Origin of the sequence: Nocardia acididurans (genome assembly GCF_016741815.1) — a bacterium.
Taxonomy (GTDB): Bacteria; Actinomycetota; Actinomycetes; order Mycobacteriales; family Mycobacteriaceae; genus Nocardia; species Nocardia acididurans.
In genome coordinates, this window is sequence record NZ_JAERRJ010000004.1 from 110,959 (window position 1) to 130,168 (window position 19,210).

Sequence of the window (19,210 nt, forward strand, 5' to 3'; positions counted from 1 at the left end):
CCACCGCCCGCGCGCACGGCCAGACCACGACGCCCGAATGCGAAACGGTCCCGAACCTTCCGGTTCGGGACCGCTCGTACCGCGACTCGCCCCTGCTCGACGCGGGGGCTACTTGCCGTCGTCGGTGATGGCGCGAATCTGGGATTCGTACGCCTCGCGGGTGCGGGTGTCCGACGGGTGCAGGGCGCGGTCGCCGTTGAAGAGGCGGCGGACCAGGCGGACGGCGGGTTCGGGCGCGGCGGCCAGCGCCACGTCGATCGGGCCGAGGTAGTTCGGCACGGCGACCTCCGCGCGGCGGGTGCGGACCGTGTTGACGATGGCGGCGGCCACGTCCTCCGGGTCCACGGTGGGCATGCCGTTGCCGAGGGTGAGGCCCGAGGACAGGCGGGTGCGCACGGCCGACGGCATGACGCAGCTGACGCTGACGCCGTACTCGGCGAACTCCAGACGCGTTGCGGCGGAAAGGCCCACGGCCGCGAACTTGCTGGCGTTGTAGACGGCCAGGCCCGGGACCGGGATCTTGCCCGCCAGCGACGCGACGTTCACGACGTGGCCGTGGCCGCGCTCGATCATGCCGGGCACGGTGGCGCGCATGCCGTGGATGAGACCCCACACATTGATGTCCATCGCGGCGCGGCCGACGGCGTCGGACTCGTCCAGGAAGGCTCCGGCGGGCATGACACCCGCGTTGTTGACCAGGATGTCGACACGGCCGAAGTCGGCGACGACCTGATCCCACTGCTCGCGATTGCGCACATCGAGGTCGAAAGCCTTGGCGCCCAACGCCGCGGCGGCACTCTGCGCGGCGGCGGTGTCGACATCGGCGATGCCGACCTCCGCGCCCTTGCTCGCGAACAGTTCGGCGGTGCACTGGCCGATGCCGCGGCCCGCGCCGGTGATCAGGACGCGTGCGCCCTTCAGATCGATTGCGGGGTAACCGCTTCCGAAGATGCTCATGCGAAACTCCCTTGTTCCAGCGCCCGGCGGGTGCTCTTCAGACTGTGTTCGAAGGTGGCGAGACGGCGGCGGCCGTCCATGAAGTTGGGGCCCATGACCGCGAGATCCTCGGCGGTGGCGGCGATCAGGAGCACCTTGGTGCCCGCGGCGCGCAGCAGGGCGATCTCGGCATCCAGCTTCTCGCTGAAGCGGTTGCGCAGCTGGCGTTCCAGGAAATGCCCTGCGCCCGTGGCGGGTACGCGTCCGGCGGAGGCCATGGGCGCGATCACCACGACCTCGTCCAGCTGGGCGGGGATGAGCAGGTCGACCGAGGCGGTGGAGGACGCGCCGCCGTCGATGAAGGTGCGACCGGCGATCGGCACGGCCGGGAACCAGCCGGGGATGGCCCACGAAGCCCGCAGTGCCGCACCGAGACTCGCGTCCGGAGCCGACGGCGAGCCGAAGGCGACCCGTTCCCCGCCGGCGTCGTCGGTGGCCACCAGCCAGGTCGCCGGATGCTCGACCCAGGTGCGCCGGGGGTTCAGCCGGTCGGCGAGCCGCTGCAGCCAGGCCGGGTCGCCACCGCCCTGTGGCAGCAGGCCGCTGCCCGCAGTGAGCAGCGCGTGCCCGTTGCCGGGCCGGGCGAGCAGTTCGCGCATCGCGCGGGCCGGAGCGCCGGTCCGCAGGCGCGGCTTGGGCAGCGGCGGGAAGCGGCCCGGCTCGCTGCGCATGTGTGCGGTCAGCACCGGGTTGGTGGAGGTGCCGTCCTGCATGGCGACCAGCTCGTCCACGCCGATGCCGCTGCCGAGCATGGTGAGCGCTTCCGCACCGGCCGAGGTGCCGATCATGACGTCGGCGTCGCGGGGATCCCAATCCAGCACGTCGCGCGTCGCGGCCAGGGCCGCGACGATCCAGGCCATGCCGACCGTGCCACCGCATCCGATGGCCAGGCCACGTCGCTGTGACCCATTCCTGTTACCCATGGTTTCGAACACTAGCAGTTTTTGAATACTCCCGGTATCCCGAAACTGGCATTCCCCTAGAATCGCTGCATGGCACGACTGACCCGGTCCGAGAGCCAGGCCCGCACCCGCGCTGACCTGCTGGCGACCGCGCGCGACATGTTCCTCGCCGACGGGTACGCCAAGACCAGCCTGGAACGCGTCGCCGAGGAGGCGGGCTATTCCAAGGGCGCGGTGTACTCCAACTTCAAGACCAAATCCGAGCTGTGCCTGGAAGTGCTGGACCTGATCCACGAGACGAAGTTCGGCGAGATCACCGAGGCGGTCGGCAGTTCGGGCAGTCTCGACGAGCGGATGGAACGATTCCAGGGCTGGGCCGAGCGGACCCTCGGTGATGTCGGCTGGACATTGCTCGAATTCGAGTTCGCCATCGTGGCCCGCGACGATCCGGCGCTGCAGGCCGCACTGGTCTCCAATCTGTCCATGATGCGCGGCACCGTGGCCGCCCAGCTGCAGACGGTGGCCGGGTCGATGGGCATCACGCTGCCCATGCCGCCGGAGGACGCCGCGACCACCCTGCTCGGACTCGGTCTGGGACTGGGCATTCAGCGTGCCGTCGATCCCAGCGTGTCGGCGCGGCTGATCACCGACGCGGTGCGGTCGATGATGCTGCTCGGACAATCGATGAACGGCACGCCCGCCACCGCGTGATCGCCGCGGAGCCGTGGCGTCAGGGCCGGAAGTGCAGGGTCCACTCGCCGCGATAGTGCAGGCGGGTGACGCTCACCGGCGGAACGTCGATGCGCCAGAACGACTTCGCGGGCGCGTCCAGGGTGACCAGCAGCGCCGCGCGGATCACGGCGGGATGCGTGATGGCGATGGTCGGCTCGCCCTCGACGGCGATGTCGGCCAGCCATTCGCCGGTGCGCTCGAGCACGTCCACCACGGCCTCGCCGCCGTGCCCGCGAAAGGTGGGATCGGTGAGCCACTGGTAGAGGTCTTCCTTGGGCACCGACATGAGTTCGCCGCCGCGCCAGGCGCCGGCGTCGAGATCGCGTAGTCGATCTTCCTCGTCGCCCATGAGACCCATGAGCGCCGCGGTTTCGACGGTGCGGCGCTCGGGCGCCGTCAGCACGCGCGCCGCCTGCAATCGGCCGCATGCGGAGACGGCGCGGCGGCCCGCCTCGGTCAGCGGTTCGTCCACCGGAAATCGTGCTTTGCGCATCGCCTCGGTCATCCCGTGACTGACCAGGTCGAGTCGTAGCACCTTCTGCACGGTTGGCAGCCTACGCGCGGGTGCGGTGGCCGTATTCCGATTGCCCATGCTTCGCCCACCGCCGCACGGATGTCCGGTTCCCGCGAGCCCGGCCGGCGTACCGGTCGCTACCTGCGGTCACCCGGTCAGCGCCGGTGGGGACGCGGAAAGCGATGACGTGTCGGTGCCGGGGTGCACACTGGGGCCATGGATCGGTTCTCACCCGCGACTCGGCAGTGGTTCGAGGGGGCGTTTCCCGCGCCCACGGCCGCACAGCTGGGTGCGTGGAATGCCATCGCGGCGGGTGAGCACACGCTGGTGATCGCACCGACCGGGTCGGGCAAGACTTTGTCGGCGTTCCTGTGGGCCATCGATCAGCTGGCCACGCGGGAGCCGGTGGAGGGGCCGCGCAAGACCTCGGTGCTCTATATATCGCCGCTCAAGGCGCTGGCCGTCGACGTGGAGCGGAACCTGCGCGCGCCGCTGGTGGGCGTGACGCAGACGGCCAAACGGCTGGGGGTGGACGCGCCGGAGATCCGCGTGGGGGTGCGGTCCGGGGATACCTCGGCGGCGGATCGGCGCGGTATGGCGCGCACGCCGCCGGACATTCTGATCACCACTCCGGAGTCGCTGTTCCTCATGCTCACCTCGGCGGCCCGCGAGAGTCTGAGCGGCGTGCACACCGTGATCGTGGACGAGGTGCATGCCATCGCCGGGTCCAAACGCGGTGCGCACCTGGCGCTTTCCCTGGCCCGCCTGGACGCGCTGACCGAGCGCCCGGCCCAGCGGATCGGGCTGTCGGCCACGGTACGGCCGCCGGAGGAGGTGGGGCGGTTCCTGGTGGGCGGCGCGCCCATCACCATCGTCGCGCCGCCCGCGCCCAAGACCTTCGACCTGTCGGTGCGGGTGCCGGTCGCCGATATGACCGAACCCGATGCGGGCGGGGAGGATTCGGATACGCCCGGGTCGATCTGGCCGCATGTGGACGAGGCCATCGTGGATCTGGTGCTGGAGCATCGCTCCTCGATAGTGTTCGCGAATTCGCGGCGGCTGGCCGAACGGCTCACGGCGCGCTTGAACGAGGCGTATGCGGCGCGCATCGGTGACGCGGTGGACACCGAGCACAAACCGCCCGCGCAGCTGGGGCCGTCCACCGAGGTGAATCACGGTGCGTCGCAACTGCTCGCGCGAGCACACCACGGGTCGGTGAGCAAGGAGCAGCGCGCGCTCATCGAGGACGATCTCAAGAGCGGGCGGCTGCGCTGCGTGGTGGCCACCAGCAGCCTCGAACTCGGCATCGATATGGGCGCGGTCGAACTCGTGGTGCAGGTGGAGGCGCCGCCCTCGGTGGCGAGCGGTCTGCAGCGGGTCGGCCGCGCCGGACACCAGGTGGGAGAAATCTCGCGTGGTGTCATCTTCCCTAAACACCGCACCGACGTCATCCACTGTGCGGTGGCCTCGATCCGCATGACGGGCGGCCAGATCGAGCAGTTGGCCGTGCCCGCCCACCCCCTCGACATCCTCGCCCAGCAGACGGTCGCCGCCTGCGCCCTGGAACCCATCGACGCGGACGCCTGGTTCGAGACGGTCCGCGCCACGGGAAGCTATGCCGCCCTGCCCCGTTCGGCCTACGAATCGGTGCTGGATCTCCTGGCCGGCCGCTACCCCTCCGACGAATTCGCCGAACTGCGCCCCCGCATCGTCTGGGACCGCGACGCCGGAACCCTGACGGGCCGCCCCGGCGCCCAGCGCCTCGCCGTCACCTCCGGCGGAGCCATCCCCGACCGTGGCCTCTTCCCCGTCTTCATGGTCGGTGAAAAGGCCTCCCGGGTAGGCGAACTCGACGAGGAGATGGTCTACGAGTCCCGGGTGGGCGACGTCTTCGCCCTCGGCGCCACCAGCTGGCGCATCGAGGAAATCACCTTCGACCGGGTCCTGGTCACCCCCGCCTTCGGCCTCCCCGGCCGACTCCCCTTCTGGCACGGCGACTCCCTCGGCCGCCCCGCCGAATTGGGCGCGGCCCTGGGCGAATTCGTCCGCGAAGCCGGGCAGGCCGTGGAGCAGCACACCGGGCGTACCCGGGCGGCCCGCAGCGGTTCGACCGCCGCCCCGGGCGGGCTGGCCGAGCTGGTACTCGACGCCGAGGCCGTGCTCGACCGCCCCACCGACACACCCGCTCCACGGGCGGGTGGCGAGCCTGTCCGATTGGCCTCGGCCCTGGGTGACATCGCGCATCCGGACGGTACGCGGCAGCGCGCCGAAGGGGGCACGGCGAAGTCCGGCCCCCGATCGGCTCGCAAGGGCACGGCGAAGAGCGCCGCGCCGGAGTCGGAGCTCGATCGGGTGGCTCGGGCGGCCGGGCTGGACGCGAACGCGACCGCGAATCTTGTTGCGCTGCTGGAGGAGCAGCGGGAGGCGACCGGGCAGCTGCCGACGGATCGGACGATGCTGGTCGAGCGATTCCGGGATGAGCTGGGTGACTGGCGGGTGGTGTTGCATTCGCCGTACGGGATGCCGGTGCACGCGCCGTGGGCGCTGGCGGTGGGGGCTCGGCTGCGGGAGCGGTTCGGGGTGGATGCCGCGCCCACTCCCTCCGACGACGGGATCGTGGTCCGGCTGCCGGACACCACGGATGATCCGCCGGGCGCCGAGCTTTTCGTCTTCGAGCCGGACGAGATCGACGACCTCGTGACCGAGCAGGTGGGTGGGTCGGCGCTGTTCGCCTCGCGGTTCCGCGAGTGCGCGGCGCGGGCGCTGCTGCTGCCGCGCCGGGATCCGGGCAAGCGTGCGCCGCTGTGGCAGCAGCGGCAGCGGGCGGCCCAGTTGCTGGATGTGGCACGGAAGTTCCCCGATTTCCCGATCCTGCTGGAGACGGTGCGCGAGTGCCTGCAGGACGTGTACGACCTGCCGTCGCTGCGCGACATTCTCGGCCGGGTGGCGCGTCGGCAGGTGCGCCTGGTCGAGGTGGAGACGGCCACTCCGTCGCCCTTCGCGAACTCGCTGCTCTTCGACTACATCGGCCAGTTCATGTACGAGGGCGACAGTCCGCTCGCCGAGCGGCGGGCCGCGGCCCTGTCGCTGGATTCGAGCCTGCTGGCGGAACTGCTCGGGCGGGTGGAACTGCGCGAACTGCTCGATTCTGCGGTGCTGGAGCAGACCGAACAGGAGTTGCAGCGGCTCACCCCCGAGCGGCAGGCGCGCGATATGGAGGGCCTGGCCGACCTGCTGCGCCTGCTCGGCCCGCTCACCGCCGCCGAAGCCTCCGAACGCTGCACCGAGAACCCCGCCGACTGGTTCGCCGAAATGGTGAAAACCCATCGCGCCCTGGAGGTTTCCTTCGCGGGCTCCACCTGGTGGGTGCCGATCGAGGACGCCGCCCGGCTCCGCGACGCCCTGGGCGTCCCGCTGCCCATCGGGGTTCCGGCGGCCTTCATCGAACCGGTCGCCGACCCGCTGGGCGACCTGGTCGGCCGCTTCGCCCGCACCCACGGCCCCTTCACCCTGACGCGGGTGGCACACCGCTTCGGGCTGGGCACAGCCGTCGCGGCCACCGCCCTGCACCGCCTCGCCCTCGAAAAGCGGGTGGTGGAAGGCGAATTCACGCCGGGCTCCGCCGGCACGGAGTGGTGCGACACCCAGGTCCTGCGCCGGCTGCGCCGACGCTCCCTCGCGGCGGCCCGCAAGGAGGTCGAGCCCGTCGCCACGGCGGCGCTGGGTCGCTTCCTCCCCGCCTGGCAGCACGTGGGCACCCGCGAGCTCCGCGGCGTCGACGGTGTGGCCGCGGTCGTGGAACAGCTTGCGGGCGTGCCCATTCCGGCCTCGGCGTGGGAGTCGCTGATCCTGCCGTCCCGGGTCCGCGACTACTCCCCCGCCCTGCTGGACGAACTGCTCGCCACCGGCGAGGTGCTGTGGTCCGGCCACGGATCCCTCACCGCCAAGGACGGCTGGATCGCCCTGCATCCGGCCGAGGGCGCTCCCTTCACCCTGAGCCCGCCGACGGAACTGGATCTCACCGAAATCCACATCAGCCTGCTGATGGCCTTGGGCGCCACCGTCGTCGGCGGCCCCCGCGTGGACGAGCCCGCCGTATCGGCAGTCGATGACTCCGGCTTTCCCAGCCCGTCGACCCCGGTGCCGGGCTCTCGAATCGGTTCGCCCGCAACGCCTCCGGCGTATCAGGTGGTGCCGAGCACCGGCGGCGCGTACTTCTTCCGGCAGCTCGCCGAGTCCACCGGTGCGGACGACGAGGCCGCGGTGGTCGCCGCGCTGTGGGAACTGGTGTGGGCCGGATACGTCGCGGGCGACACCTTCGCGCCGGTGCGGGCCCTGCTGGCCGGAACGACCCGCACCACCACCGCCCATCGCACCCCGCGCCGGGCACCGCGCGGGCGCATGTACCTGCCCGGCGGCGGTGCGCCGGTGCGGCAGAGCTCACCGCAGGTGGCCGGGCGCTGGTCGTTGCTGCCGGATCGGGTGGCGGACACCACGCTGCGCGCGCACGCGACAGCCGACATCCTGCTGGAGCGCTACGGTGTCCTGACCCGGGGCTCGGTGCAGAGTGAAGGCGTCACCGGCGGATTCGCGCTGATGTACCGCGTCCTGACCGAGTTCGAGGACCGCGGCCGCTGCCGCCGCGGCTACTTCGTCGATTCCCTGGGCGGCGCGCAGTTCTCCACCACCGATGTGGTCGACCGGCTCCGCTCCTTCGACACCGACCGCACGGGTGCCACCGATTCCGGGGGCACCGCTCTGGCGCTGGCCGCCTGCGATCCGGCGAATCCCTATGGCGCGGCGCTGTCCTGGCCCAAGACGGCAGCCGAGGGTGTGGGCCACCGACCGGGCCGAAAGGCGGGAGCGCTGGTGGTGCTGGTCGGCGGCGAACTCGCGCTGTATCTGGAACGCGGCGGCAAAACCCTGCTCACGTTCACCGAGGATCCAGCGGTGCGCACGGCAGCGGCTGCCGCCCTGGCGGGCCTGGTCCACGACCGCCGAGTCGATTCCCTGGTCATCGACCGCGTGAACGGAGAATCCGTGCACGGCAACACCTTCGCCGGTTTCCTCACCGAGGCCGGTTTCGCCGCCACACCGCGCGGTTTCCGCCTGCGGAGCCGCCCGTGAGCCGGTCCGCGCATGCCTGAGGGCGACACCGTCTTCCTGGCGGCGGCCCGCCTGCGCCGCGCCCTGGCGGGAAAAGTACTGACCCGCAGCGACTTTCGCGTACCCCGCTACGCCACCCTGGACCTGCGGGGGCAGCCCGTCGAGAGCGTCGGTTCCTACGGCAAGCACCTGTTCGTACGGACCCCTCAGGTCAGCATTCACACCCACCTGAAAATGGAGGGCGTGTGGCGCGTCCACACCCCCGGTCAGCGCTGGACCAAGCCCGGCTTCACCGCTCGCCTGATCCTGGCCACCGACGACGCCGAGGCCGTCGGTTTCTCCCTGGGAACCGTCGAGGTCCTGCCGATCGCCGACGAACACACGGTCACCGACCGCCTGGGCCCCGACCTCCTGGGCCCGAACTGGAACCCCGCCGAAGCGGTCCGACGCCTGGAACGAACCCCCGAAACCCCCATCGGCACAGCGCTACTGGACCAAACCAACCTCGCCGGAATCGGCAACATCTACCGCAGCGAAGTGTGCTTCCTCCGCAAGATCCACCCCGCCACCCCGATCAGCCGGATCGAAGACCTGACCGCCCTCGTCGACGAGGCACACCGCGTACTGACCCGCGCCGCCCACGAACCCCCCTGGCGCACACTGGCTTACGGCAAACAACACCGCCCCTGCCCCCGCTGCGGAACGAACCTGGTGATCCGCATGCTCGGCGACGGCACCAGGGAAGAGCGCGGAATCTACTTCTGCCCGCGCTGCCAACCCAGCCCTCCCGAGGTCAGTGGGTTCAGTCGCGGGTGATGGGGACGGGGTCGAGGACTTCGCGGCGGGCTTCGGGGGCTTCCAGGCGCAGGGCGTCGGCGGAGGCGTCGTCGGGGCGGGTCTGGGATTCGATCTCGGCCTTGACGCGGGCGGTGTAGGTGGCGACTTCGCGGTCGATGTCGGTGGCGGTCCAGCCGAGGATGGGGGCCACGAGGCGGGCTACCTGATCGGCGCAGTCGACGCCGCGGTGGGCGTATTCGATGGAGATGCGGGTGCGCCTGGCGAGGATGTCGTCGAGGTGGAGGGCTCCCTCGGCGGCCGCGGCGTACAGGGCCTCCACCCGGAGGTAGCCGGGGGCGGCCGTAATCGGTTCCAGGAGTTCGGGATTGCCTTCGGCCATGCCGACGACCTCGTCGATGAGGGAGCCGTAGCGGTTGAGCAGGTGCTGGACGCGGTAGGGGTGGATGCCGTATTTCTCGGCGAGGTGGGCGGCCTGGTTCATGAGGGCGTAGTAGCCGTCGGCGCCGAGGAGGGGGACGCGTTCGGTGATGGTGGGCGGGACGCGGCGCGGAATGTCCTGGGCCGCCTCGTTGACGGCGTCGTAGGCCATGACGCGGTAGGTGGTGTACTTGCCGCCGGCGATGGCCACCAGGCCGGGGGCGATGCGGGCGACGGCGTGTTCGCGGGAGAGTTTGGAGGTTTGGTCGCTCTCACCGGCCAGCAGGGGGCGCAGACCCGCGTAGACGCCGGTGATGTCGTCGTGGGTCAGCGGGGTCACCAGGACCTTGTTGACGTGGTCGAGGAGGTAGTCGATATCGGCCTTGGTGGCGGCGGGGTGGGCGAGGTCGAGATTCCAGTCGGTGTCGGTGGTGCCGATGATCCAGTGGTCGGTGCTCCACTGGATGAGGAACAGGACGCTCTTCTCGGTGCGCAGGATGATGGAGGTGTCGCTGGCGATGCGGTCGCGGGGGACGAGGATGTGCACGCCCTTGGACGCTCGCACATGGAATCGGCCGCGCTGATTCGCGAGGGACTGGATCTCGTCGGTCCAGACGCCGGTGGCATTGATGACGACGCTGCCGCGCACCTCGGTGGTGCGGCCGTCCTCGCTGTCGCGCACCTTCAGCCCGACCACCCGGTCCGCCTCCCGCAGGAAGCCGACGACCTGGGTGGAGGTGCGGATGACCGCGCCGTAGTGGGCGGCCGTGCGGGCCACGGTCATGGTGTGGCGGGCGTCGTCGACGACGGTGTCGTAGTAGGTGAGGCCGCCGGTGAGCACCCCGGACTTCAGTCCGGGAGCCAGCCGCAGGGCCGCCGATTTGGTCAGATGATGCTGTCCCGGAACGGATTTCGCGCCGCCCATATTGTCGTAGAGGAGCAGTCCGGCGGCCACGTACGGCCGCTCCCAGGCGTAGTGCGACAGCGGGTAGAGGAACCGCAGCGGCTTCACCAGGTGCGGGGCGAGCGCGGACAGTGCCAGCTCACGTTCCTTGAGCGCCTCGCGCACCAGCCCGAATTCCATCATCTCCAGGTAGCGCAGACCGCCGTGGAACATCTTGGAGGAGCGGCTGGAGGTGCCCGAGGCCAGGTCACGGGCCTCTACCAGGGCGACTTCCAGACCGCGGGTGGCCGCGTCCAGGGCGATGCCCGCGCCGACCACGCCGCCGCCGATGACGACCACGTCGAAGGTGTCCGTTCCGAGCCGTTCCCAGGCGGCTTCGCGCTGCTGCGGGCCGAGGAATTGCGATTGCGGTTTGGCGGTCATGCTCGACTCCTTCAAGTCGCTCCGGCTACCCACTGGCAACCGTAGACCACCGCTCCGGCATCCGGTGCGACCGCCCACCTCCAGTGTCGTAGCGCCGCACCCGCTCCCGCTTCGAGTAGCCTGCACGAATGCGTCGCTATGTTGCCGCCATCGATCAGGGTACGACCTCGAGCCGGTGCATCGTCTTCGATCATCAGGGACGGATCGCCGGAGTGGCCCAGCGGGAGCACGAGCAGATCTTCCCGCAGCCCGGCTGGGTCGAGCACGATGCCGAAACCATCTGGCGCAACACCGAATCGGTGATCGCGGAGGCATTGACGAAGGTGGGCATCACCGCCGCCGACATCGCCGCGGCGGGCGTCACCAATCAGCGCGAGACCACGGTGGTGTGGGAACGCGCCACGGGCAGGCCGATTCACCACGCCATCGTCTGGCAGGACACCCGAACCGCCGCTCTCACCGAGGAACTCGCGGGCGATCAGGGCGCGAACCGCTACGCCGACCGCACCGGCCTGCCGCTGTCCACCTACTTCGCGGGGCCGAAACTGCGCTGGATCCTGGACCGGGTCCCGGGCGCGCGGGAGCGCGCCGAGGCAGGCGAACTGTGTTTCGGCACCATCGACTCGTGGATCCTGTGGAACCTGACCGGACAGCATCTCACCGACGTCACCAATGCCTCGCGCACCATGCTCATGGATCTTCGTACGCTGCAATGGGATCCGAGCATCTGCGCGGAATTCGGGGTGCCGGTCGCCATGCTGCCGGAGATCCGGAGTTCCTCGGAGGTGTACGGGGACATCACCACGACCGCGCTGGCGGGCGTCCCGGTGGCGGGCATTCTCGGCGACCAGCAGGCGGCAACCTTCGGGCAAGCGTGCCTGGAGCCGGGTGACACCAAGAACACCTACGGCACCGGCAACTTCATGCTCATGAACACCGGCACCACCCCGGTGTTCAGCGAGCACGGCCTGCTGACCACGGTCTGCTACCGGCTGGGCGAGCAGCCCGCCGTGTACGCGCTGGAGGGTTCCATCGCGGTCACCGGCTCGCTGGTGCAGTGGCTGCGCGACAACCTGGGCATGATCTCCTCCGCCGACGAGATCGAGGCGCTGGCCCGCACGGTGGACGACAATGGCGGCGCGTACGTGGTGCCCGCCTTCTCCGGCCTGTTCGCGCCGCGCTGGCGGCCGGACGCGCGCGGCGTGTTCGCGGGCCTGACCCGCTTCGTCACCAAGGGCCACATCGCGCGAGCGGTGTTGGAGGCCACCGCATTCCAGACACGTGAGGTCATCGACGCCATGCGCGCCGACGCCGAGGCGCAGCGGCTCGACGTCGAGAAGGTGACGCTCAAGGTGGACGGCGGCATGGTGGTGAACGAACTGCTCATGCAGTTCCAGTCCGACATTCTCGACACCACGGTGGTGCGGCCGGTGGTCACCGAGACCACGGCCCTGGGTGCGGCCTACGCCGCCGGACTGGCCGTCGGCTACTGGAAGAGCCCGGAGGACATCCGCGCCAACTGGGCCGAGGACAAGCGCTGGAACCCCACCATGGCCGATGCCGAACGCGAGCGCCTCATGCACGAGTGGAACAAGGCGGTCGAGCGCACCTACGACTGGGTCTGACCCGTCCCCGCGGCCGCGGTCCGGGACCGCCCCGTCCGATCGGCGCCGCACCGCGTAAGCCCCGGTGCCGCGCGCCCCTCACAGCGCGCGGCACCGGGGGTATCGCTCACACTGCCGCTACCAGCGGGTAGACGCCGTTCTCGTCGTGCACCTCACGACCCGTCACGGGCGGATTGAACACGCACATCATGCGCATGCGGGTGCGGGCGTCGAGGCGGTGCCGTTCATGCCCGTCGAGCAGGTACATCGAGCCGGGGGCCAGCTGGTAGGCGGTCTGGTTGTCCAGATCGATGAGGGTGCCTTCGCCTTCGACCAGCCACACGGCCTCGATGTGGTTCTGATAGTGGAACTCGTGGGTGGTCCCGGCCTCGATGGTGGTCTCGTGGAACGAGAACCCCACCCCGTCGCCGCCCAGCACGATGCGCTTGCTGCGCCAGCCCGGACCCGCGACATCCCGTTCGGTGCCGGTGATTTCGTCGGTGGTGCGCACGATCATGTCAGTTGCCCTTTCCGGTGCACACGACATCGACCGAGGTGGCCAGGATTTCGAGGCCGTGGTCGAGTTCGTCGGCGGTAATGGTCAGCGGGGGAAGCAGTTTCACGACTTCGTCCTCAGGACCGGAGGTCTCCACCAGCAGCCCCTGATCGAAGGCGACACTGCAGACCTTTCCGGCCTGCGAGGCGTCGTCGAAGACGAGGCCGTGCACGAGACCGCGTCCCCTGGTGGTCATACCCTCGTGGGCGGCCGCCATGCCGGTCAGCGCGCGCTGGATGCGCTCGCCCTTGACGAAGGTCGCGGTCTGCAGACCGCCGTCGGACCAGTAGTGCTGCAGCGCCGCCTGCGCGGTGACGAAGGCCGGGTTGTTGCCGCGGAAGGTGCCGTTGTGCTCACCGGGCGACCACTGGTCGAGTTCCGGCTTCATGAGCACCAGCGCCATCGGAAGACCATATCCGCCAATGGATTTCGACAGCGTGACGATATCCGGGTGGATGCCGGCGGCTTCGAAGGAGAAGAACGGCCCGGTGCGTCCGCAGCCCATCTGCACATCGTCGACGATGAGCAGGATGCCGCGCGCCGCGGTCAGTTCGGCCAGGCGGCGCAGCCACTCGGCGCTGGCCACGTTCACGCCGCCCTCACCCTGCACGGTCTCCACGATGACCGCGGCGGGCAGGTCCATCCCGGAGGAGGTGTCGTCGAGGGCGCGTTCCATCCAGTCCAGGCCGTCGCTGTCGGTCAGGTAGCCGTCGTAGGGCACCGGCATCGAATGTGTCAGCGGCACACCGGCTCCCGCGCGCTTACCGGCATTGCCGGTGACGGCCAGCGCGCCCAGCGTCATGCCGTGGAAGGCGTTGGTGAAGTTCAGGATCGTGGTGCGACCGGTCACCTTGCGGGCCAGTTTCAGCGCCGCCTCGACCGCATTCGCGCCGGTCGGCCCGGGGAACTGCACCTTGTAGTCCAGACCGCGCGGGGTGAGCAGGGTGCGCTGGATGGTTTCCAGCAGCTTGCGCTTGGCGACGGTGGACATGTCGAGTCCGTGCGTGATGCCGTCGCCCGCAATGTATTCCAGCAGCGCCTGCTTGAGCACCGGATTGTTGTGCCCGTAGTTGAGCGCGCCCGCTCCGGCGAAGAAGTCGAGGTAGTCGCGTCCGGCCTCATCGTGCAGCCACGCGCCGCTGGCCGAATCGAACACGGTCGGCCAGGACCGGCAGTACCCGCGCACATTCGACTCGACGTGTTCGAAGATCGTCATATCGGTGCTGGTCATCATTCCTCCGTCGGTTTCGGGGTGATGCGGTAGAGACGTTCGGGCTCGTGTGAGTCGGGGAAGTCGGGGCGGTCGAACAGCGGCCAGTCGGTGAGCAGGCAGTCGCGCCGCCGGGCCAGGGCGGAGAACATGGCGATGGAGGCTTTGTTGTCCGGCGAGATGGTGGTCTCGAGTTTCGAGACCCCCTGCCGGGCCAGGCCGTCCCACAGCCGGTCGAGCATGGTGACACCGAGGCCGAGGCCGCGGTACGGGTGGTCGACGGCGACCTGCCAGACGAACAGCGTGTCGGGCGCCTCCGGTCGCCGGTAGCCGATGACGAATCCGGCTACGGTGCGGCCGATTTCGGCCACCACCGAGGTGGCGGTGAAGTCACGGCACCACATCAGGTACGCGTAACTCGAATTGGTGTCCAGCACACCGGAATCGGCGGCGATGTGCCAGATGTCCGCGCCATCGGCGACACGTGGACTCCGGATGACGGTCAGGGAGTCGACCGTCGCGGTCGCCTGCGGCGGGCCGGGGAGAATCGGTTCGGTTGCTACGGGCAATTGGCTGAATTGTGTCTTCATGACGAATTTCAGCCTTACCGAGTGATCTTGAGGTCATCCGGTCGAGATCATTACCGTTTGATGACGGGCACGTCGGCGATTGTCATGAAACCGGCATGCATGAAATATGGAAGGACCGCACCACCTGCGGTGATGCGGTCCAAACAGAAATTCGCCGTGATTGCGGACACGTGATCTTCATGACGGCCGGAGTATCCTCGCGCGTCCGCGCGAACCACTCGGCAGGCGGGGACGGCCTTATTCTCCGGGCTGTTCGCAGACCGGTAGCCGGACAATGAATCGCGCTCCGCCACCCGGCCGATCCGCGCAGTCCACGGTGCCGCCGTGCGCGGCCACGGTTTCGGCCACCAGCGCCAATCCGATACCGGTGCCGGTGGCGGTGCGCCGGCCCGCGCCCACGGTGGCGAAGCGCTCGAAGATGCGCTCCCGCTCGGCTTCCGGAACACCCGGGCCGAGATCGTCGACCACGATGATGGCCTCCCCGCGCGCCCGGCGCACCGTGACGCCGGTGAGACCGCCGCCGTGCCGCACGGCATTGTCGAACAGATTCGCCAGTGCGCGTTCGAGTTCCAGTTTGCGGCCGCTGATGACGACGTCCTCGGTGACGGTGAGCAGCCCGGCCGCGTGCTTGCGGCCCTCCAGGGTGTACCTGAGCAGGCTGGCGACCGAGAGCGGTTCGGCGTCACCGACATACACGCCCGCTTCGACGCGCGCCAGGGCGAGCATGTCGTCGAGGGTGCTGCGCAGATGCTCGAGTTCGTCGGCGACCAGTCCCAGCGCGCGCCGGGAGCGCTCGGGCATATCGTCCGCATGTCGTTGCAGCACACCGACACTGGTGACGAGGGTGGTCAACGGTGTGCGCAACTCGTGGCTGACGTCGCCGACCAGGCGGCGTTCACGTTCGATGCGCCGCTGCAGGGAGTCGACCATGCTGTTGAAGGCGTCGACGGTCGGCGACAGGTCGTGATCGTCGGAGCGGGGCAGCCGGGTGTTCAAGTCCCCGGCGGCGATTCGCGCGGCCGTGCCGGAGATCCGGCCCAGCGGCTCGAGTACCCGGCGGCTCACCCACACGCCCACCGCCGCGCCGACGCCGGTGGCCGCCAGTACCGCGATGATCAGCACATGACTCAGGCGCGTGGCCGATTCCCCGGGGTGAGAGCGCACATAGTCGGTGCCGGCCGTGTACATGACCACGGCCAGCAGGAAGGACACCAGGCTCGCACTCAGCGCGAAGGCGAGAACCACACGCCCGCGCAGACTTTGGGGTGCCCGCGCCCGCCAGCGCCGGCGCCGGCCTTCGCCGGTCATCGCTGCAGATCGAGCCGGTACCCCAGGCCCCGGACCGTCACGACCACGCGCGGATCCGAGGGGTCGCGCTCGATCTTGGTGCGCAGGCGGCGGATATGCACGTCCACGATCCGCTCGTCGCCGAAAAAGCCTTGGTCCCAGACTCTTTCGAGCAGGGTGGCGCGGCTGAAGACGCGGCCGGGGGATCCGGCCAGTTCGCACAGCAGCCGGTATTCGGTGAGGGTCAGGTGGATTTCCTCGTCGCCGCGGTGCACGGTGCCGCTCTCGGGGGCGAGAATCAGCGGCACGTCCGGATGTTCGTCGAGGACGGTGGTGCCGAGTTCGGGTTCCCCGTCCGCCGCCGCCTCGACAGCGAACTGCATGCGCCGGCGCACCGCGCGCATGCGGGCGGTGATCTCCTTGACCTCGAAGGGTTTGGTGACGAAGTCGTCGGCGCCCGCCTCCAGCGCGGCGACCACGTCGTGGGTGTCGTCGCGGGCACTGACCACGATGATGGGGACATCGTGGTCGCGGCGGATCTCGCGGATACAGGTGAAGCCGTCCATGCCGCCGAGCATGAGGTCGATGATGACGACATCGGGTGCGCCGTGGTCGCGCAGGTGGCGCAGCGCCACCTCGGCCTCCTCCGCCTCGGCGACGTCGTAGCCCTCGTCCTCCATCGCCAGTCGCAGCGCGGCGCGGACGCGGTCGTCATCCTCCACGATCATCAGGTTCGCACTCATAATCCGTCCTCACTGTCACGGCGAACCGGGAGGTACGCGCTCAGTAAGCGCGCGGCAACCCGGACCGCACAGTCACAGCAAGTAGGACTACCCGGTCAAGCGGCATCGAAACCAAATCGTGACATTGCCCACCGGTGGCTTGCCACGCCCGGGTTAGACGTGCCCGTGCGCCTTGGCGAGCCGGTCCACGGCCTCGCGCAGGGCGTTCGCGTCGGAGGTGGTGAAGCACAGGCGCATGGACGCCGTGTAGTCGGTGGAGACGGCGAAGGCATTGCCGGGGACGTAGGCGACACCGGCGTCCAGGGCCTGCGGGAGCAGCGCCTGGGTGTCGGTGCCGTCGGTGAAGTCGACCCAGACGAACATGCCGCCCGCCGCGTTCGTGGCGGTGACGCGGTCGCCGAAACGGGTGCGCACGGCGTCCACGAGCGCGTGCGCGCGCTGCCCGTAGGCGGCGCGGACGGAATCGATGTGGCCGGTGAGCCAGTCGGTGTCGGCGAGCAGGTCGGCGGCGATCTGCTGGGTGAGAGCGGAGCCGCACAGGTCAGCGCCCTGCTTGAGGAGTTCGACGGCGCGGCAGACGCGCTCCGGAGCGGTCATCCAGCCGACGCGCAGGGTGGGGGCCAGGATCTTGGAGACGCTGGACAGACGAATCACGTTGGGCGAGTAGGTCGCCACCGGGGCGGGGGACGGCCGGTCGAACCAGAGTTCGCCGTAGGGGTCGTCCTCGATCACCCAGAAGCCGTGTGCGTCAGCGAGTTCCGCGAGCTCGCGGCGACGGTTCGGGCTCATGGTGACGCCGCCCGGATTGTGGAAGTTGCTCACGGTGTGCACGAAGGCGGGGCGCTCGCCACCGGCCAGCAACTCACGCAGCACATCGACGCGCATACCCTCGGAATCCAAGGGAACAGCCACGATTCGCGCGCCCGCGGCCCGGAAGACCTGCAGCGCACCGACATACGCGGGATCCTCCACGATCACCAGGGAACCGGGATCGAGCAGCACCTCGGCCAGCAGCGAAAGCGCCTGCTGCGAACCGTGTGTGACGAAGACCTCCGCCACCGGGACCTCGCGGCCCAGGCGCGCGGACTCGCGGGCGGCCAGCACCTCGCGCAGCGGGCCCCAGCCGGGCGACTCCGTGTACTGCAGGCGCGAACGGTCGGACAGGGCGGCGTCGGCGGCTACGGCGATGCGGTCGCGCGGCATGAGTTCGGCGTCCGGCAGGCCGCCGGCCAGGCTGATGATGTCGGCGCGCGCGGTCAGCTTGAGCAGATCGCGGATGGCCGAACTCCGCAGGCCGTCGAGACGCCGGGACAGCGGGGGGACGAGCGCCGACATGGAACACCTCCGAGGGAACGCCGGGGTATACGAAACCCCACCATGTCACAGCACGACCAGAATATGAAATGAGAATCCCATATTCTGGGAATGCGGGAAGTGGTTCGGGCTCAGCGCTCGTCGATGGTGAAGATCAGGCTCTTCCCGTCCCGGTTCACGGTGGTGATGCGCTGCTTGTACACGGTGGTGGTCCCGTCCGGGCGATGCTCGGTCAGATCCGCGTCGAACAGCTCCGGGGTGACCTCCACGATTCGCACGCAGTAGCTGGTCCCGACCGGAATCACATCGTTGATCGCGTTCTGGATGACCTCGGCCTGCGACACGTTCGCCGCATCCGGCGCCACGAAAGTCCGCGCCTTCACGCCGCTGCGATCCGTGTAGAACGAATGCTGGAAGCCGAGAATCGCGTCCGCGCCGTTGGCGGTGCTGCCCGGCCCGTTCCCGATGGTGAGATTGCCCTCCCGCTTGGCGGGGCAGCTCAACTCCGCGGGCGAGGTGGTGGCGGTGGCGGCCCGCTTCGTGCTCGCGGGCACCGGCGGCGCGGCCGTCGGCTCGGCGGGCTCCGTATCCCGCGTGGCCACCGCGACCACCACCGCGACGGCCACGATCACCGCCACCAGCGCGCCCACCCCGGCCGCGATCCTGCCCCACGGCGGCGCAGCCTTCTCCTCCTCGTCCACCTTGCCCTGTGGCACAACGTTTTTCGGCGTCAGCGCCCGACCGATCGGATCATCCGCCCAGGAGAGCGAATCCGATTCCGCCCGCGCCCGATCCGGCGGCGGCACCGGCGGAAACCCGTCCGACCCCGAGGACCGCCACCACGACCCCGAATCGGAAACACTCGAAGCCCGTTCTCCCGCACCGGATCCCGAATCCGCGCCGGACGGCGTCCCGCTCGCCCCAGGGTTCGGCACACCGGCGCCGGCCGCCTGCGCCCCGGCCACCGGGTCGGCACCGCTCGCCGGCGGATACTGCCCCGTCGCAGGCCCGCCCGCTGGCGGATACTGCCCGGTCGCCGGCCCGCCCACCGGCGGATACTGCCCGGTCGCCGGCGCACTCCACGAATCCGGCGCCCGATACTGCGGCGGCGGTG

The 19,210-nt window shown here is 69.8% G+C and carries 15 protein-coding genes; 4 read left to right on the forward strand and 11 right to left on the reverse strand.

The window, feature by feature from the left end; genetic code table 11:
• Positions 1-108: 108 nt before the first annotated feature.
• Together JK358_RS11290 and JK358_RS11295 are read right to left on the reverse strand one after the other, a co-directional pair.
• Positions 109-957: an SDR family oxidoreductase gene (locus tag JK358_RS11290; RefSeq protein WP_201946527.1), complete on the reverse strand. Its 849-nt coding sequence runs from the start codon at positions 955-957 to the stop codon at positions 109-111.
• A complete protein-coding gene (locus JK358_RS11295; RefSeq protein WP_201946530.1) occupies positions 954-1,919 on the reverse strand; it encodes a patatin-like phospholipase family protein in 966 nt (321 codons plus the stop codon). Before JK358_RS11295 ends, JK358_RS11290 begins: the two co-directional genes overlap by 4 nt.
• A gap of 69 nt (positions 1,920-1,988) precedes the next feature.
• On the opposite strand from JK358_RS11295, the gene JK358_RS11300 reads away from it, so the two are divergent.
• Positions 1,989-2,609 carry a TetR/AcrR family transcriptional regulator gene (locus JK358_RS11300; protein WP_201946533.1) on the forward strand — a complete coding sequence of 207 codons (621 nt, stop codon included), beginning with the start codon at positions 1,989-1,991 and terminating at the stop codon, positions 2,607-2,609.
• 19 nt (positions 2,610-2,628) lie between these two features.
• On the opposite strand, the gene JK358_RS11305 is transcribed toward JK358_RS11300, so the two are convergent.
• Positions 2,629-3,174 (reverse strand): histidine phosphatase family protein, encoded by a 546-nt coding sequence (locus JK358_RS11305; RefSeq protein ID WP_201946536.1) that lies wholly within the window; start codon positions 3,172-3,174, stop codon positions 2,629-2,631.
• Between the two features lie 186 nt (positions 3,175-3,360).
• Here JK358_RS11305 and JK358_RS11310 point away from each other — a divergent pair, with 186 nt between their 5' ends.
• Together JK358_RS11310 and JK358_RS11315 are read left to right on the forward strand one after the other, a co-directional pair.
• Positions 3,361-8,271 carry an Lhr family ATP-dependent helicase gene (locus JK358_RS11310; protein WP_201946538.1) on the forward strand — a complete coding sequence of 1,637 codons (4,911 nt, stop codon included), beginning with the start codon at positions 3,361-3,363 and terminating at the stop codon, positions 8,269-8,271.
• Positions 8,272-8,283: 12 nt separating this feature from the next.
• Positions 8,284-9,066: a DNA-formamidopyrimidine glycosylase family protein gene (locus tag JK358_RS11315; RefSeq protein WP_201946540.1), complete on the forward strand. Its 783-nt coding sequence runs from the start codon at positions 8,284-8,286 to the stop codon at positions 9,064-9,066.
• On the opposite strand, the gene glpD is transcribed toward JK358_RS11315, so the two are convergent.
• Complete coding sequence (gene glpD / locus JK358_RS11320) at positions 9,053-10,792, reverse strand: glycerol-3-phosphate dehydrogenase (protein WP_201946541.1); 1,740 nt, start codon at positions 10,790-10,792, stop codon at positions 9,053-9,055. The genes JK358_RS11315 and glpD overlap by 14 nt on opposite strands.
• 128 nt (positions 10,793-10,920) lie before the next feature.
• Here glpD and glpK point away from each other — a divergent pair, with 128 nt between their 5' ends.
• Positions 10,921-12,417 (forward strand): glycerol kinase GlpK, encoded by a 1,497-nt coding sequence (glpK, locus tag JK358_RS11325; protein WP_201946542.1) that lies wholly within the window; start codon positions 10,921-10,923, stop codon positions 12,415-12,417.
• Between the two features lie 106 nt (positions 12,418-12,523).
• Here the strand turns inward: glpK and JK358_RS11330 are convergent, their stop codons facing one another.
• The 7 genes from JK358_RS11330 to JK358_RS11360 all read right to left on the reverse strand — a co-directional run bounded on the left by JK358_RS11330 (position 12,524) and on the right by JK358_RS11360 (position 18,902).
• Complete coding sequence (locus JK358_RS11330; RefSeq protein WP_201946543.1) at positions 12,524-12,913, reverse strand: ectoine synthase; 390 nt, start codon at positions 12,911-12,913, stop codon at positions 12,524-12,526.
• Between the two features lies 1 nt (position 12,914).
• Positions 12,915-14,183 (reverse strand): diaminobutyrate--2-oxoglutarate transaminase, encoded by a 1,269-nt coding sequence (gene ectB / locus JK358_RS11335; RefSeq protein ID WP_201946545.1) that lies wholly within the window; start codon positions 14,181-14,183, stop codon positions 12,915-12,917.
• The gene (ectA, locus tag JK358_RS11340) at positions 14,183-14,626 is read right to left on the reverse strand and encodes a diaminobutyrate acetyltransferase (protein WP_443677904.1); all 444 of its coding nucleotides are present in this window, start codon (positions 14,624-14,626) and stop codon (positions 14,183-14,185) included. The genes ectB and ectA overlap by 1 nt, the downstream gene beginning before the upstream one ends.
• Positions 14,627-14,989: 363 nt before the next feature.
• Positions 14,990-15,997 carry a sensor histidine kinase gene (locus tag JK358_RS11345; protein ID WP_307817463.1) on the reverse strand — a complete coding sequence of 336 codons (1,008 nt, stop codon included), beginning with the start codon at positions 15,995-15,997 and terminating at the stop codon, positions 14,990-14,992.
• A gap of 59 nt (positions 15,998-16,056) precedes the next feature.
• On the reverse strand, positions 16,057-16,782 hold the full coding sequence (locus JK358_RS11350) for a response regulator transcription factor (RefSeq protein WP_201946552.1): 726 nt from the start codon (positions 16,780-16,782) through the stop codon (positions 16,057-16,059).
• A gap of 153 nt (positions 16,783-16,935) precedes the next feature.
• Positions 16,936-18,117 carry an aminotransferase-like domain-containing protein gene (locus tag JK358_RS11355; protein ID WP_201946555.1) on the reverse strand — a complete coding sequence of 394 codons (1,182 nt, stop codon included), beginning with the start codon at positions 18,115-18,117 and terminating at the stop codon, positions 16,936-16,938.
• Between the two features lie 110 nt (positions 18,118-18,227).
• Entirely contained in the window at positions 18,228-18,902 is a 675-nt protein-coding gene (locus tag JK358_RS11360) for a DUF8176 domain-containing protein (protein WP_201946558.1), read from the reverse strand.
• Positions 18,903-19,210 lie beyond the last annotated feature (308 nt).

What these genes read in the sequence shown, in the direction of transcription:
- ectB (WP_201946545.1), bottom strand. Translation starts at nt 14,183, where the DNA reads ATGACCAGCACCGATATGACGATCTTCGAACACGTCGAGTCGAATGTG.
- JK358_RS11310 (WP_201946538.1), top strand. Translation starts at nt 3,361, where the DNA reads ATGGATCGGTTCTCACCCGCGACTCGGCAGTGGTTCGAGGGGGCGTTT.
- glpD (WP_201946541.1), bottom strand. Translation starts at nt 10,792, where the DNA reads ATGACCGCCAAACCGCAATCGCAATTCCTCGGCCCGCAGCAGCGCGAA.
- JK358_RS11300 (WP_201946533.1), top strand. Translation starts at nt 1,989, where the DNA reads ATGGCACGACTGACCCGGTCCGAGAGCCAGGCCCGCACCCGCGCTGAC.
- JK358_RS11315 (WP_201946540.1), top strand. Translation starts at nt 8,284, where the DNA reads ATGCCTGAGGGCGACACCGTCTTCCTGGCGGCGGCCCGCCTGCGCCGC.
- JK358_RS11295 (WP_201946530.1), bottom strand. Translation starts at nt 1,919, where the DNA reads ATGGGTAACAGGAATGGGTCACAGCGACGTGGCCTGGCCATCGGATGC.
- JK358_RS11330 (WP_201946543.1), bottom strand. Translation starts at nt 12,913, where the DNA reads ATGATCGTGCGCACCACCGACGAAATCACCGGCACCGAACGGGATGTC.
- JK358_RS11350 (WP_201946552.1), bottom strand. Translation starts at nt 16,782, where the DNA reads ATGAGTGCGAACCTGATGATCGTGGAGGATGACGACCGCGTCCGCGCC.
- glpK (WP_201946542.1), top strand. Translation starts at nt 10,921, where the DNA reads ATGCGTCGCTATGTTGCCGCCATCGATCAGGGTACGACCTCGAGCCGG.
- JK358_RS11290 (WP_201946527.1), bottom strand. Translation starts at nt 957, where the DNA reads ATGAGCATCTTCGGAAGCGGTTACCCCGCAATCGATCTGAAGGGCGCA.
- JK358_RS11355 (WP_201946555.1), bottom strand. Translation starts at nt 18,117, where the DNA reads ATGTCGGCGCTCGTCCCCCCGCTGTCCCGGCGTCTCGACGGCCTGCGG.